Origin of the sequence: Halomonas sp. A40-4, assembly GCF_015767635.1 — a bacterium.
GTDB lineage: Bacteria > Pseudomonadota > Gammaproteobacteria > Pseudomonadales > Halomonadaceae > Vreelandella > Vreelandella janggokensis.
Genome location: NZ_CP065230.1, coordinates 954,074 through 969,463, shown reverse-complemented (window position 1 = coordinate 969,463; position 15,390 = coordinate 954,074). Strand labels below are relative to the sequence as shown.

Below are 15,390 nucleotides of genomic sequence, written 5' to 3'. Positions count from 1 at the left end.
ACGTTTAAGCCATAACGCCAAATGTATGTCCGATGACATACGTTAACGCCATGGCAAGTGCGCCCCAAAACATCACTCTCGCCGCAGCTTTTAGGATGGGCGCTCCTCCAACACGGGCAGCAATAGCACCGAGCAAGGCTAAAAAGAGCAGTGAGAACAACGCGACTAGAGGTATAAGCAGCGCGGGGGGTGCCCACCAAGCCACCAGTAGCGGTAGCAGTGCGCCGATAGTGAATGTCGCGGCTGAAGAGAGTGCTGCCTGAAGTGGCTGCGCTTGGCTGATGTCGGTGATGCCAATCTCATCTCGTGCATGCGCGCCTAGGGCATCGTTGATCATCAATTGCTCGGCGACTTGCCGAGCCAAGTCAGGCGTCAAGCCACGAGTTTCATAGATAGCGGCAAGTTCTTCCTGCTCGAGTTCGTAATGTTCAGCCAATGCTTTGCGTTCGATGTCGAGATCGGCATTTTCGGTGTCCGATTGCGAGCTTACCGACACATATTCTCCCGCTGCCATCGACATTGCGCCGGCCACCAGGCCTGCAATACCCGCCAGCATAATATCACTTTGGGTGGTATTGGCTGCGGCAACGCCTAATATCAAACTGCTGGTAGAAACAATGCCATCATTGGCACCCATCACAGCGGCACGCAGCCAGCCGGCACGGTGAGATCTATGGTGTTCTGAATGTATCATAGGTGTAATACCATCATTGGGCAGCATGCATGGGTCTTATGACCAGCAAAAGACAACCTGTGGCGCCAGAGCTCAAGTAGGAAGTTCCCATCTCACGCTTACCTCTAGTCCACTGGGCTCACGGTTGGAGAGGGTAAGAGTTGCTTGTTGGCGCTGCACGAGCTCAGAGACAATCGACAAACCCAATCCGCTACCGGTGGTGCCTTGACCAGACGCGCGCCTGAAGCGCTCAGTGACTTTCTCTAACAGTGCATCGGGGAGTCCGGGTCCAGTGTCTCTGACAATAAGCTGAGGCAAGCCCTCCCAAAGCGCCAACTCTACCTCTACTTGGCCGCCTTTCGGCGTATAGCGCAAGGCGTTATCCAGCAGGTTACGAAACAAAATGCCTACCTCGACGTCGTCGGCGCGAACTTCCAGCCGGGTTAAGCCTGTTAGCTTCAAGTGCTGATCTCGATCTTCAGCGAGTGGCCATAGCTCGGCTACCAACTCAGCAATAATCGGGTAAAGGTCGATAGTGGCCCGTGATGCTGTGGCGACTTGATCCAAACGCGCCAAAATAAGCAGCTGTTCTACTACCCGCTGAAGCCGCTCTACCCCAACATAAGCCTTTTGTAATGATTGATCGCCTCCGGCCTGCGCATTATCCAAGTGGATTCTAAGCGCTGCCAAGGGAGTGCGTAATTCATGGGCCGCATCTGCAGTGAAGCGCCTCTCGCGCTCTAGCGTTGCTTTCAACCGGGCGATAAAGTCGTTGAGCGATTGGCGTAATTCAATAAGTTCTTGTGGAACCGGGTTATCGATTTTACGCAGGTCGTTGGCAGAGCGGCCTTGTACCTGGCTGGAAAGCGCTTGGATGGGCGCTATCCCACGCCGGATAATGCGACTCATCAGCCAAAGGAGGAGTGGTAGCAAAAAGAGCATCGGCAATAAATTGTTCCAGGTGATCCGCTCCACCACTTCATCATGAAACGACCCGCGTAGCCCCATGCTGATCCAGGTGTCGCTGGCAACGTCGAACATGCTGAACACCCGCCAACGATGACCATCGTAGTTTTCCCAGCGAAAACCCTCCTCGAAAGGGGCGGGGAAAGGGCCGGCATCCTTCCATTTACCTCCTAACAGCCTGGGTGAGCCATCTGAATTCCAAAAACCCAGTACTAATTTAAGCTCTTCCTCGTGGTAAAGCTTGGTACCTGACTCAGAGCTACTCACCGGTACTTTGTTACCGTCGCGATATAGCTGGGCCGGATATTCTGGAAAGCCCATGCGCGAAGCGAGGCGAGCGTAGTCGTCAATGGTCGCGTCTGGGTCCAATTGGCCAGCCACAATCCGGCTATGCAGGCTGAGCTGTGTATCGAGAATTTCTTCTAGCTCGTGATCGGTAATTAAGTAAGCGGCGGTAACCGCAATGCCCCCAGCGACAACCAAGGTAATGGCTAGTGTACGAAGTAAATAACGCCGTATCGATCTCATTGTGCTTGGCTATCCAGCCGGTAGCCGATCCCGCGCACGTTAATGATCAAATGCTTTTCAAGCTTTTTTCGCAGATGGTGAATGTGAACCTCCACCGCATTGGACTCGACCTCTTCGCCCCAGCCGTAAAGCAAATTTTCTAAACGAGGACGAGATAGCACCTTGTCCGGATGTCTGGCTAGCTCTAACAATAAGGCATACTCCCGTCGGCCCAACTTTACGTCTTTACCCCGCCAACTCACCACATGACGAGCCTCATCAATACTCAGCGCCCCCAGCGTCAATATCTGCGAGGCCCGCCCCTCAGCGCGCCGCATTACGACACGCAAACGGGCGAGCAGCTCCTGCAAATTGAAAGGCTTGAGCACATAGTCATCTGCCCCGGCATCTAAACCACCAATACGGTCTTCCATCGCATCGCGGGCGGTCAAAATCAGAATAGGTAGGATGGATTGCTGACGGAGTAACTGGAGCACCTGCATGCCGTCCATATCAGGCAGGCCAAGATCCAGGATGATCACACTGAAAGTCTCGCTTCCGATAGCGCGGATGGCCTCGCGGCCAAGCATAAACCAATCGACCGTGTACCCCTCGCGTTCCAGCGCCGTTTTAATCCCATCCCCAAGCAAGGGATCATCTTCTATTAGCAGTGCACGCATGCTGCTCCCCCAATCCACGAACCGCTATCTTCGCTACCAAAACTTAAGCTTTTCTTAAATACGGCAACTTATACCCCACAAAGCATACGTATCTGAATTCAACCAGTAAGCCAGCCCCCTTTTTTTGCAAACCTCTTATGCAGCTTAACTCTTCTTTAAGTTATTTAGGCTCAAGCTGCCTCTTTCGCCATGGGCAAGGCCAAAGTATCGCCTTCAATGGTAGTCATTTTGAATCTTCCTTGTCGCTGCCGCGGGCAGACCATTGTCTATTAACTGAACAGAGCGCAATAGCATGCACTTACTAACACTTATTAGATCAAACTATTATTTAAAAATAATGGCCCGTTTTTTAGAAAAAAGAATGAAGCGATATTTGCTGGGAGCCATGCGGCACATCCTCAAACAGCCTGCACCAGAAACCATTGATAGCCTTGTGGACATAAAGAAAATTTTAATTATTCGCCCCAATTTTCGTCTGGGCAACGCGCTAATCAGCACCCCTGCCATCGATGCTTTTCGTGAACGTTTTCCTTCCGCGCGCATAGACTATTTAGCGACCGACAAAACATGGCCACTGTTGCAACAGCGCCCTGTTGACCATTTCCATTTACTGTCAAGAACCGCCATTCTCCGTCCCTGGCAGTATGTGACACTATGTCGACGCTTACGAGCAAAAAACTATGACCTGGCGGTACAAGTGAGCGGAGGATCAACGAGCGGCTTTATAGTGACCCGGTTAATAGGGGCGCGGTACAGCATGGGGGCACGTAAAGGTCACCAGCGGTGGTACAGTATTGAAGTGGAGGGGAAATCATCACATGCCTACGATGCTATCGTTAATTTGACACGCCCGCTCGGTGTTGCTTGTCGTAATCGGCCATTGCTCCAGCTGACGGAGCAGGAACGCTATCAGGCCATAACGAAGATACGACAGCTATTCAGCCTGCATATCAATCAACCGTCAGAAAGAGACTTTATTGCGATCTTCGTAGGCGGGCATCAAAACAAACGTTGGCCGCTGGCATTTTGGCAAATGCTCATCGATGACATAGAAGTCTGCAAAATACGTTATGTCGTTTTCCTTGGGCCGGAGGAGTTTAGGCTTCTAGCTCCGATTGAGCAGCGCTTGATGTCATCGCGATATGGCAGCTTATGCCCACCGCTTCCTATCCGTCACTTTGCTGCAGTTCTAGAGCGTGCGCGATTACTCGTGACACCCGACTCAGGGCCAATGCACTTAGCAGCAGCACTCGATGTCGCCACCATTTCCCTGGTACGTCAGAAAAAATCACTCGCCTTCGTACCGAGAGAAGCCTATGACACGATCCTCTGGCGTCCAGACATCAGTACGGTAGTAGACGCCATACACGCTAATCTTGACAGGCAAGCCACAGCGGCTCCCATGCATGCTATTTCGGTAAAAAAATATCCAAAACAGCGCGTAACGTCACAGCCCAGTGCAGCCCCTACGTACTCTAATTAATGAATTGACGCGCATAACCGTTCGTTAATCTTTTCATAGAGAGCCTTTCGATGCCCCCTTCGCTTTCATTACCTTCAAAACTTATTGACACCGGTTGGCGTTATCGACCCGCATTAAGCACGGAGCAACTTGTCTTATAGGTCGTTGTCATATTCAGTTCTTTTACAATGTACCTTTTTTGCAACAAGCCCTTGCTGGCTATGACCTTCTTTCCTTACAGGCGTGGTTTACCTTTGCCACTATGTTTTGATAATGGCCTGCCTTCACTTTTTGGTCTTCATGAGCTTTACTTTTCGAACAGTGGGAAAGGATGCCCGTACCATTTCACACGTGGGTGACAAACTTACACTGTTCGTCATCGTGGTGGGCGAAACGGCGCGGGCGGCGAATTGGGGATTAAATGGTTATGGACGCCAAACCACGCCCATACTTGCCCAGCAGCCCGACATTATCAATTTTTCAGAAGTGACTGCTTGCGGCACAAGCACGGCGGTCTCATTCCCCTGTATGTTTTCATTGCCGGGGCGTGACGATTACGTAAGTGCCTATGCTCAGCAGCATGAATCTTTGCTGAACGCATTAGCCCACGCCGGAATAGAAGGTCACCTGGCTTGATAACCAGTCAGGCTGTAGGGTGTCGGGAGTGACACAAAAGCGCTCTCGCCATAGGACTGTGCGCTTTTGTGCCAAGATGGACGGTACTTGGACGAGGCGCTGGTTCAAGATTTAACCACGCAAATTGACAGTACCTCAGCTGACCATGTGGTCGTGGTGCATAAGATGGGCAACCATGGGCCCAGCTATTACCAACGCTACCCTGTTGCTTTCGAACGTTTTGTGCCCACCTGCAACTGCTCTGATTTAGCCACGTGCTCAAGACAACGGATGTTTTCCAAAAAAAGTAAGATAAAAGCCAACTGTGTCGTTTCCTACCCAATCACCAACTTTTAAGTAGTCGTTAAGTCTTTGATGGCATGATGTGGTTATTCTAACAACCTCAGTGGTGGATGCATGTTCCTACCTCACTTACCCAAACCCTATCTAGCTCATAAAGGCCTGGATGACGGCATTAATAATAAAAGCCTTACCTTAAACGTCATGTTTGTATTAATCATTTTATTAACAGCACTACTTGTGCTTTTTGAAATAAACTCGATAGAAATAATTATCATGCTATTGAGCGTGACGACAAGCAGTATAGGTCAGCTACTTAGGTTCTTCTACTCTGACGATCCACCAGCTTTTTCCCCCTGTGAGTTAATAGATGTACTAGAAGCGATAGGGGTCGCAGAGGTCGGAACGTTAGTATGTTTATATCTGCTTGCCTAGCTCGAACTTCTCATGGGACAGAAAAGAAAGTGACTGAAAGGGCCATGAGAAATCCAGGCTACGGTATCACTTTCAGCAACCTGCCCTGCGGGCTGTCGGTGAGCAGGTAGATCGCGCCATCCGGCCCTTGGCGCACATCGCGAATGCGCTCTTCCAGCTCGCCGAACAGCCCTTCTACGTCTTTGGCACTTGAGCCGTCATCAGATAATCGGACGCGGCGCACTTCTTTATTGACCAGTGCGCCGACCAGCAAGTCGCCCTGCCATTCGGGAAACAGCTCACCGCTGTAGAGCGCCATGCCGGAAGGTGCAATCGAGGGCGTCCATTCAAGCGTCGGTGGTTCGGTACCTGGGTAGTCTTCGAACGGCGTCACCCGTGCGCCGGTGTAATCCAGCCCACCCGTGGCGATTGGCCAGCCGTAGTTAGCACCTGCTTCGATGATATTGATCTCGTCACCGCCCCGCGGGCCGTGTTCGTGGGCGATAAGCCGCTGTTGTTGGTTGTCGAACACCAACCCTTGTACGTTGCGGTGCCCGAGACTGTAGATTTCCGGGCGAGCCTCACCGTAGTACACAAAGGGGTTGTCCTGGGGCACGCTGCCATCTGGGTTTAGCCGCACAAGGCTGCCGATATGATTGCCCAGATTCTGTGCCTCCTCGCGGTAATCAAAGCCATCGCCCAGGGTCAGTATCAGGGTGCCATCCGGTAGCCAGGCGATGCGCCCGCCGAAGTGGGCAGCGCCCTGCTTGGCGGGTTGAGCACGAAATATCTCGCTGACGTTTTCCAGGCTGTTCTCTGCCAGTGTGGCCCGGGCCAGACAGGTGTGGTTGGCATGTGCAGTGCCGCAGGCGTAGCTGAGATACACCTGCCGGTCGTCTTCAAACTGCGGTGAAAGCGCCACATCAAACAGCCCTGCTTGCCCAGCGGCAAATACCTCCGGCACGCCGCCCAGCAATTCCACCAGTGTTTCCCCTTCATTGCTCAGCAGCCGTAGCCGGCCCGGGCGCTCGGTGACCAGCATCCGCCCGTCGGGCAGAAAGGCCAGCGACCAAGGGTGCGCTAAATCGTCGGCAAGCGTTTCAATATGATACGGCAGGTCGGCCTTCGCCTGGGCCGGTTGGCTAATCCCAGGCAATACCGTGGCCAAACCACCGACAGCGAGCAACACCGCGAAACCGGAAAAGCCGCGCGGGCGATTGGCATCTTGGACACGTCGACGCAGCCCCGCGAACACGGTACCGGCCACTCCCGCGGTCGCCAGCATGGCAACAAGCCCGCCAGCACCACGCGTTGCGGCAATCAAGGTGGGCGGTGGGGCTAGGGTATTAACCAGCCACAACGTGGCCCAGAGCCCGACAATCCCGGCGACCCCACACAGCGGTATTGAATACCGACCGCCCAGTTGACGGGACAGCAGCAAGGCCAAGGACTGGGAAGCAACGAAACCCACGCCAAACAACAGTGCGTAAAGCGGCGCAAAACTGAGCAGATCCTGCCATGTGGTGTTGATTCTTACGGCTGGCGGTATTGCCACGCCCATCGACTGTATCGCTGCCAGGTTGAGCTGGGTTTGCACCACGCTACCCAGGACCACGCCTACCAGCAGGGCGATTACAAAAGGGATAACGCTGGAAAATATGCCTGATGGTTGGGTCATCAATCTGCTCGGAAGATGGGATAATTTGCCTGTCTCACAGACTAGCAGCTTCTGGGTAATTCAGTGAGATCAGCGACTTTTCTATTGTTAAGACACATCAATATCGATACGTCGCTCATTTGGCATAATCCTCGAAAGCGGGTAGTGTTATTAAACGAACATTCAATAAAGGGAAACAATTATGCAACGTCTTCCGCTAGTGACCGCCGTATCGATGGGTCTTTTCGCTGGTGCTGCCACGACCGCCGCCTTGGCGGATACCTCGCCGCTGGAGCAGCAGCTAAAAGATCTGCAATCGTTTCAAGTCATCGCCCACCGGGGCGCCAGCGGCCATGCGCCGGAGAGCACCATGGCGGCCTACGAACTGGCCCATGAGTGGGGGGTTGATTACCTGGAGTTGGACGCCCAGCTTTCGTCCGACGGTGAAGTGGTGGTGTTTCATGATGACGCCATCGACCGCACCAGCGATGGCGAAGGCGCGATCAACGACTACACCCTGGAAGAGCTGAAGGCGCTGGATACCGGCACCTGGTTCAACGAGGCAAACCCCGATAGCGCCAGCGATGACTTTGCAGGGGCGCAGATGCTCACCCTGGATGAGCTGTTCGAACACTTTGGTCACGATGCCCGCTACTACATCGAAACAAAGTCGCCCCAGTTGAACCCGGGCCTGGAAGAAGCGCTGGTGGAAAAGCTGGAAGAATACGACATGATCGAGAACGGTCGCGTCCTTGTTCAGTCCTTCGAGCAGGACAGCCTGTTGAAAGTGCAGGAACTTAACGACGACGTACCGCTGATCCAGCTGGTGTGGTACTACCCCAGCGAAGAAGACGATTCGACACTGGTGGAGTGGACAGGCGTAACACCGGGCCCCGCCGAGATTACCGATGAAGACTTCCAGGCAGTTGCCGACTACGCCGTGGGCATCGGCACGAACTACCTCTATGACGGCCAGGAGGTCATTGACGCCGACTTTGTCCAGCAAGCCCAGGAAAACGGCCTGCCGGTGCACGTCTATACCATCAACGAAACCGAGGAAATGGAGCGTCTGATGGACATGGGCGTCAACGGTCTGTTCACCAACTATCCTGACCGCCTGCTCGAACTCGTCGAGTAACCACTGTTTCACGCACTATCACACCCGGCCACGGCCGGGTGTTTTTTCTAGCGGAACGCGTCTTCATCGGGCCTGTGCTCGTTCATGGGGGTGAGCGGAAAAGCACTCAATCCTAGAAACATTCACTACTCCTTGTCACCAGATGCCCAACTGAGCCGAGACCCACCGCCCAGGCATCAATGTGCCGATAAAGGCGCCTAACAAGCCGACATAAGCGCCAAGCATCCATCGTTTGTGATCTCGGACACGGCCCTGCAGGATCGCCAGAAGCGCTAGCGATATGGCTACCAGCATCCACAACGATAATAGGTGGATAGGGCCCCAATGACCGATCATGGGAAACACCCCACCCCCCAGCCAAAAGGAGCTGAGCGCCGATGCCACCATTGCAGATACCCACGCTATGCCCAAGGTTTTGTGCAGCCAGTCGCCTTTATGCCTTAGCAATACGATTACGCCTACACCAAGTCCTGTAAACGATGCCCACAGATGTAACGTTAACACCACATTCCTCTCGCGCCTCTGATCCTGAACGCTCTGACATTAAATGCAACTTGTTGCATATCAAGAAGCATAGTAGCGACGCGCTCAGTATGCAACAATATGCATAAATGCAACGAGGCCATCCATGTCATTACGAGCCGTACTGCTTATCACACTACAACGCGAACCGGGTACTGGGTACGACGTTCTACAGCGTTTCAGGACAGGACTCGCTCATGTCTGGCAGGCCAGCCACCAGCAGATTTACCGTGAGCTGGACAAAATGCAGCGAGAGCAACTGTTGAGCTGTCAGACCGTGGCCCAATACGACAAGCCGGATCGCAAGGTTTACCACATTACCTCGGAAGGAATTGCATTTCTGGAATCGTGGCTGGCCAGCCCACTGGGGCCCCAACCCGTGAGGTCGCCGTTGTTTGCCAAATTCTTTGTCTGGGAACGCTGGCCAGCCGACGCCCGCCATGCGGAACTGGCTTCGCTGCGCAACACCTTGGAAGAACGGATGGATAGCTACCAGGCTATTGAGTCGGCGTGGTTTTCCTCTCCCGACTCACTTCACCCGCACGAGCGCGCCCCGTGGCACACGTTGCTCCTGGGCAAACGCTTGACCCAGACCTGGCTGGCCTGGATCGATGAAGTGCTAGAGGAAGATCGCGAGGCAATCAGTTAGCGGTGGGCCTTTGAAAATCGTTGATCGATATACTGGCAAATTTTTCCAGGAAGAACACCAACGACTCGGGATGGCGGAAGCGTTCGCTGAAAGCTTCCTGACCTTCCGGCGAGTGGCGGGTGATATTGGCCTCGTACTCGTTACCTACCTTGAAAACGTTGGCATGGTTTTCGCGCTCGCCTTCGCGGTGAACCGCAGTGAGCGCTGTTTGCTGCTGGAGCATGACCCGTAATCGGTTTGCATCACTTCTCTCGTCTTCCGTGGCCCACAGCGGCTGGTCGCGGTTACCGTAGTGATAGAGCATAATCGCCAGCAGAATGGCAAAGATGCTGCTGGTCAATACCCATGTCAGGGTGACACCTGACACCGACATTTGCAGCATCACCACAAATTGCACGACCGCACCCACGGCCAGTGCAACCGCCAGCGGTCGCCACATACGCGGGTTCATCACGCTGCGCTGAAGGCTTATTCCCCAAAGCCCCAGCACGGCAAAAAAACCGACGACCAGATACACCGCCGCGAGCAGCGTACCGCCACCCATCAATATGGCAATAATGCCGATTACCAATAACAGGCTATAAAAGGCTGCCAGCAGGCAGTAGGCACGCTGTAGGGTCATTGGATCCTCCTGAGCCACGTTGTTGTTATGCGGGGTCTTCACAACCGAGTATAGCCAATTCACCTGAGCATGCCTGCTGCCCCCCAACTAGCGTTTGGGCATACCGGCGAAGTTGATCCCCGCGGGCAGGCTGTCAACGCTAATCGCGTGATCCACCGTTGGCGTCGTCCGGCTTGGCCTTCACGGAAAGATCCTTGTCGCCGCGAATTTGTGCGTGGCTGATCAACGCAAAAATAAAGGTACCCCCGATCACGTTACCCGCCAGCGTGGGCAGGCCAAACTGGAACACCAGCTCGCTCCAACTGATATTACCGATCAGCAACAGGTAAAACCCTTCGCTCGCACCCACCACGATGTGGGTGAACTCGCCGATCGCCATGACGTAAGTAATAATGATGATGACCCACACCTTGGCTTGCCCGGCCGCGGGAATCAGCCACACCAGCGTGGCAATCATCCAGCCGGCGAGAATGGCCTTGGCAAACATCTCGTAGGGCGAGTTTTCCATCATGTGCTCGCCAATCGCGGTAAACGACTCATGAGTGGCCGCGTCAAACATTGGCATATACAGAAACGTGGCAGCAGAAAGTGCCGCGCCCAATAAGTTACCGACGAGCACCACACTCCAGAGACGCCCCAGGAAAGCAAAATTTTTCCGTGTCGGGTTGCTCATAATGGGCAATACCGCCGTCACGGTATTTTCCGTAAACAGCTGCTGGCGGGCCAGGATCACGGCAATAAAGCCGATAGTGTAACCCAGGCACTCGATCAGAAACCCCACATCACTATCCGGCAGTTTGGCGTGCATGACACCCCGTGCCACCATGGAAAAGCTCATCGAGATGCCCGCGGCCACCGCCGACAGCAGCAGTGCCATCGAGCCGCGCGCCAGCTCCTTTTGGCCATCCATGCGCAACCGCTGGTGAACGGCGGCAGCCTGAGAAGGAAGTTCTTTGGCCTCTTGCTGCTCGGCATTCTCAGTGTTTCGCTTTGAACGCTCGATGGTGTCGTCGGTCTCTTGCTCACCGGCCGCCTCCGCATCCAGGCCACCTTCAAAATCATCTTCTGCGTGATGCACTTCCTGGTTCATAACCTTGCGTCCTCTGCCAACAATCCAAATATCCAACAAAACAACAGGCTACTAGCCTAGCGGTAACCCTGAGAATTGGATAGCCAAATGCTTCCGGAGCGACCTTACCTACTCAGGTCCCTTCAGATACAAAAACCAACGCTTGGGTTGCAGTAAAACGTCTTGCGCACAACGCACCAACCCCGATGTCACGCTATACTTAGTCAATGGTTTTAACGGAACACCACGCTTGGATGCATTTATGACCGATACATCACGCCAGTCGACTCGGCAATCCTGGAACCCTGAAGGATATGCCCAGCATGCCAACTTTGTCCCCGACATGGGCAACGAAGTGCTTGCATTGCTTGCCCCCAAGCAGGGTGAACGGATTTTGGACCTGGGTTGCGGCGATGGCGTACTAACCGAGCGCATCGCCAAGAGCGGGGCTGAGGTGGTGGGAATCGATGCCTCGCAAGACATGGTCAGTGCCGCCCAGGAGCGCGGGCTGAACGCGCGGGTCATGGACGCCTACCAGATGCCGTTCGATCAGGAGTTCGACGCGGTTTTCAGCAACGCAGCGCTGCACTGGATGCTCGACCCTCAAGCGGTACTGGCCAGTATCAAACGCGCCCTGAAACCGGGCGGGCGTTTTGTCGCCGAGTTTGGCGGGCATGGCAACGTCGCCGCCATTTGCACTGCGTTGATTGGCGCCCTGCAGTTCCGCGGTATCAGCGCGCGTGGCCGCCACCCCTGGTATTTCCCAACGGCGGAAGATTATCGCCACCTGCTGGAAACCGTCGGCTTCAAGGTCGAGTCGATTGAGCTTATCCCTCGCCCAACGCGACTTCCCGCCGGCATGACCGGCTGGCTGAACACCTTCGCCAATCCGTTCTTCCATGGTTTGGAAGATGATTTGCGTGAATCAGTGATCGACAACACCCAACTTCTATTGGGCCACAGCCTGCGCGATGCACAGGGCAACTGGACCGCCGACTATGTCCGTTTAAGGGTATCTGCTCGAGTCTGACCCGCCCGTCCCCGCCTCGCTTGAGGCGGGGACGCGCCTTACGCTTTGCTAGAACTCGTCCCAATCATCGTTATCCTGTTGCGCCGTCGCTGTCTGCTTGCTGCGTGGGGGTTCTGAACCCGGCGCCGCCAGTGTGGCGTTCGGCTGCGAGACATCCGGCTTGCGAGTATCAGCGCTGGACAGCGCAGCACCGCCCTCTTCCAGGCGGAAGGTGGCCATCAGGGCGGCAAGCTGTTTTGCCTGACCTTCCAGCGAGGCAGCGGCCACATTGGTTTGCTGCACCAGCGCGGCATTTTGCTGGGTCACCGAGTCCATTTCAGTCAAGGCGGCGTTTATCTGTTCGATGCCGTTGTTCTGTTCCCGCGTGGCGGTGGAGATTTCGCTTACCAGGGTGGTGACCTGGCGGATGGAATCCACGGTGTCATTGATCGTTTCACCGCTTCTCTCGGCCTGTTGCGCACCCTGATGAATCTGGCCGGTGGTGGCCTCGATCAGTTGGCGGATTTCTTTAGCCGATTCGGCACTGCGGCTTGCCAACTGGCGCACTTCGCTGGCAACCACGGCAAATCCGCGCCCCTGTTCGCCAGCCCGCGCCGCTTCTACCGAAGCGTTCAATGCCAGAATATTGGTTTGAAAGGCAATTGAGTCGATCACGCCAATGATGTCGTTAACGCGCTCGGCACTGGTGGCAATATCACGCATCAGTTGCACCGTATGGGCCACTTCCTTGCCGCCACTTTCCGCTGACTGCGAAGCCGACACCGACAGCTGATCTGCCTCTTGGGCGGTTTCGGTATTGCGGCTCACCGCGGTGGCCATTTGCTCCATGCTGGAGGCGGTTTGCTGAAGTGCGGAAGCCTGCTGTTCCGTACGTGCGGAAAGGTCCTGGCTGCCTGCGGAAATATCCCCAGTACCACTGAATACGCTATCGCTGCTTTCGCGCAGCGAGACCACCAACGATTTAAGCTTGGTCTGCATATAGGCCAACCCTTTATAAAGCTGACCTACCTCGTTACGTCCCCGGTCCTCGATGTCGGCAGTCAAGTCGCCGCTGGCGATACGCTCGAAGTGCTCCACCGCCTCTCGCAGCGGCGTGACCAGTCCGCGAACAATCACCATGCGCATGATCAGCGTCGCCAGTACGGCCGCGACCAACAGGACAATGGCGATAATGCCGACGATACGGTTCAGCGAAGAAACCTCGACCAGCATTTCGTCGCTGCGCTGATTGGCATAATGGGTGAACGCCTGCATGGCATCGTCGAAGGCGATACCCAGCTCGCTTAACTCTTCCTGGCTGCGCTGGACTTGGAACGGTGCTGCCTCCAGCAGAGGTTTAATGCCCTCGGTCACGAACGCATCGTAGGTCGATACCATCTCGTCAACGTACTCATTGCGAGGATCATCCTCGGCAAGCTCAACCTGTCGGAACTGCTCGAAACGCTCGTCGGCGGCCTCAATGGCGGCCTGGGCCATCGCCTGGCTCTCCTGGCCTTTTGCCGGGTTCCCTTGCATGCTGAAGCTGGCATAGCGATCGAGAAAAATCTGGGCGCGCAATGCGTTGACCTGGGTGCGGTTGGCGGCGTTGGCCAACTCTCCGTTGTTGATGGCCAGCTCGTTCAACGCATTTTCGCTGGTGGTGTTCGAATAGAAGCCCAGCCCGCCAATCAGCCCAATCATCAGCAGTAAGATAACCAGCGCGGCGGTCAGGCTCCATTTAATCGAGAGGTGCTTCATCCTGTTGATCCCTTGGGGTTTTTAAGAATAGGTATCAAGGCCTATCGGCAGGCAACGCCGAAAATGAAGTCACATTAGGAAAATTTAGACGTTAGTCTCACAAAAAAGCCCGGTGATGGGCAGAAAGCTCATCACCGGGCAGTCACGTAAGCTAGCGTTGGACTAACGGCAAGGCGTTAGATGGTTGCCATGTCGATGACAAAACGGTAGCGAACATCGCCTTTTTCCATGCGCTCAAAACCTTCATTGATGTTGTTGATATCCAGCATTTCAACATCGCAGGTAATCCCCTGGTCGGCACACAGCTGCAGCACTTCCTCGGTTTCCGCAATGCCGCCAATCAGCGACCCGGCGACCACGCGGCGTTTGAAGACCAGATTGAAACCTTCAATGGCCGGCTCAATGGGCTCCAACAGACCCACAATGATGTGTGTGCCGTCGTACTTGAGAGACGCCAGATATGGGTTGATATCGTGCTGGACCGGCACGGTGTCGAGCATGAAATCGAAGGTCTCTGCCACGGTGTCCATCTGTGCCTGGTCGCTGGATACCACAACATGATCCGCACCGTTGCGCTTGGCTTCTTCTACCTTGGCGTCCGAGCGGGTAAACACGGTGACTTCAGCGCCCAGCGCTTTGGCCAGTTTGACGCCCATATGGCCCAGGCCGCCCATGCCGATGACGCCCACCTTGTGGCCTTCACCCACACCGTGATGCTTGAGCGGCGAATAGGTAGTGATACCGGCGCATAAGATCGGCGCCGCAGACGCCAGGTCAATGCCATCTGGCATTTTCATCACAAAGTGATCGCTGACCACGATCTTGTTGGAGTAACCGCCCTGGGTCATGGTGCCATCCTGACGGTCCTCGCTACCGTAAGTCATGGTAAACCCGTTCAGGCAATATTGTTCTACGCCATCCTGGCAGGCCGAGCAGGTACGGCAGGAATCCACCATACAACCAACACCGACAATATCGCCTTCTTTGAAGCGGCTTACCTTGTCGCCAACAGATGTAACGCGGCCGACGATTTCGTGACCGGGCACAATCGGGTACTGGGTCATTCCCCAGTCATTCTTGGCGAAATGCAGGTCACTATGGCAAACGCCGCAGTACATGATATCAATGGCGACATCGTCTGGGCGGGGTTCGCGACGGTCAAAGGTAAACGGGGCTAGCGGTTTTTCTGCAGAAAAGGCGGCGTAGGCTTTTGCTTCGCTCATCAAATAAAGCTCCTTGTTCGGATGATTCCCTGAAAACTAGGGACTGGCTCCCAGTATCGACCTCAAGAGCGCTTTTAGCGATGAGTGAATCTACGAAACTTTTGCATGATCCTCCATATAATTGCT

At 54.7% G+C, this 15,390-nt stretch carries 13 protein-coding genes and 1 pseudogene; 5 read left to right on the top strand and 9 right to left on the bottom strand.

Annotated features, from left to right (window positions below):
• Positions 1-4 precede the first annotated feature (4 nt).
• The 3 genes from IT895_RS04595 to IT895_RS04585 form a co-directional block, all read right to left on the bottom strand.
• Positions 5-694, bottom strand: coding sequence for a VIT1/CCC1 transporter family protein (locus IT895_RS04595; protein ID WP_199285409.1), 690 nt, complete (start codon positions 692-694; stop codon positions 5-7).
• A gap of 72 nt (positions 695-766) precedes the next feature.
• Complete coding sequence (locus IT895_RS04590) at positions 767-2,167, bottom strand: ATP-binding protein (protein WP_085920349.1); 1,401 nt, start codon at positions 2,165-2,167, stop codon at positions 767-769.
• Positions 2,164-2,826: a response regulator gene (locus IT895_RS04585; protein WP_199284833.1), complete on the bottom strand. Its 663-nt coding sequence runs from the start codon at positions 2,824-2,826 to the stop codon at positions 2,164-2,166. The genes IT895_RS04590 and IT895_RS04585 overlap by 4 nt, the downstream gene beginning before the upstream one ends.
• Positions 2,827-3,118: 292 nt before the next feature.
• Here IT895_RS04585 and IT895_RS04580 point away from each other — a divergent pair, with 292 nt between their 5' ends.
• Together IT895_RS04580 and IT895_RS19555 are read left to right on the top strand one after the other, a co-directional pair.
• The gene (locus IT895_RS04580; protein WP_199284832.1) at positions 3,119-4,309 is read left to right on the top strand and encodes a glycosyltransferase family 9 protein; all 1,191 of its coding nucleotides are present in this window, start codon (positions 3,119-3,121) and stop codon (positions 4,307-4,309) included.
• A gap of 252 nt (positions 4,310-4,561) precedes the next feature.
• Positions 4,562-5,260, top strand: a pseudogene (locus IT895_RS19555) (sulfatase-like hydrolase/transferase).
• A gap of 436 nt (positions 5,261-5,696) precedes the next feature.
• Here the strand turns inward: IT895_RS19555 and IT895_RS04570 are convergent.
• A complete protein-coding gene (locus IT895_RS04570) occupies positions 5,697-7,295 on the bottom strand; it encodes a PQQ-dependent sugar dehydrogenase (protein WP_199284831.1) in 1,599 nt (532 codons plus the stop codon).
• A 181-nt stretch (positions 7,296-7,476) separates the two neighbouring features.
• On the opposite strand from IT895_RS04570, the gene IT895_RS04565 reads away from it, so the two are divergent.
• A complete protein-coding gene (locus tag IT895_RS04565) occupies positions 7,477-8,412 on the top strand; it encodes a glycerophosphodiester phosphodiesterase (protein ID WP_199284830.1) in 936 nt (311 codons plus the stop codon).
• 135 nt (positions 8,413-8,547) lie between these two features.
• Here the strand turns inward: IT895_RS04565 and IT895_RS04560 are convergent, their stop codons facing one another.
• The gene (locus IT895_RS04560) at positions 8,548-8,916 is read right to left on the bottom strand and encodes a DUF2306 domain-containing protein (RefSeq protein ID WP_085917826.1); all 369 of its coding nucleotides are present in this window, start codon (positions 8,914-8,916) and stop codon (positions 8,548-8,550) included.
• A 124-nt stretch (positions 8,917-9,040) separates the two neighbouring features.
• On the opposite strand from IT895_RS04560, the gene IT895_RS04555 reads away from it, so the two are divergent.
• Entirely contained in the window at positions 9,041-9,583 is a 543-nt protein-coding gene (locus IT895_RS04555) for a PadR family transcriptional regulator (protein WP_199284829.1), read from the top strand.
• On the opposite strand, the gene IT895_RS04550 is transcribed toward IT895_RS04555, so the two are convergent.
• On the bottom strand, positions 9,576-10,205 hold the full coding sequence (locus IT895_RS04550; protein ID WP_085917828.1) for a hypothetical protein: 630 nt from the start codon (positions 10,203-10,205) through the stop codon (positions 9,576-9,578). The genes IT895_RS04555 and IT895_RS04550 overlap by 8 nt on opposite strands.
• A 139-nt stretch (positions 10,206-10,344) precedes the next feature.
• Positions 10,345-11,295 carry a formate/nitrite transporter family protein gene (locus IT895_RS04545; protein ID WP_085917829.1) on the bottom strand — a complete coding sequence of 317 codons (951 nt, stop codon included), beginning with the start codon at positions 11,293-11,295 and terminating at the stop codon, positions 10,345-10,347.
• 241 nt (positions 11,296-11,536) lie between these two features.
• On the opposite strand from IT895_RS04545, the gene IT895_RS04540 reads away from it, so the two are divergent.
• Positions 11,537-12,304: a class I SAM-dependent methyltransferase gene (locus IT895_RS04540; protein WP_085917830.1), complete on the top strand. Its 768-nt coding sequence runs from the start codon at positions 11,537-11,539 to the stop codon at positions 12,302-12,304.
• A gap of 48 nt (positions 12,305-12,352) precedes the next feature.
• On the opposite strand, the gene IT895_RS04535 is transcribed toward IT895_RS04540, so the two are convergent.
• On the bottom strand, positions 12,353-14,041 hold the full coding sequence (locus IT895_RS04535; RefSeq protein ID WP_199284828.1) for a methyl-accepting chemotaxis protein: 1,689 nt from the start codon (positions 14,039-14,041) through the stop codon (positions 12,353-12,355).
• A gap of 176 nt (positions 14,042-14,217) precedes the next feature.
• Entirely contained in the window at positions 14,218-15,264 is a 1,047-nt protein-coding gene (locus IT895_RS04530) for an NAD(P)-dependent alcohol dehydrogenase (protein ID WP_199284827.1), read from the bottom strand.
• Between the last annotated feature and the right edge of the window lie 126 nt (positions 15,265-15,390).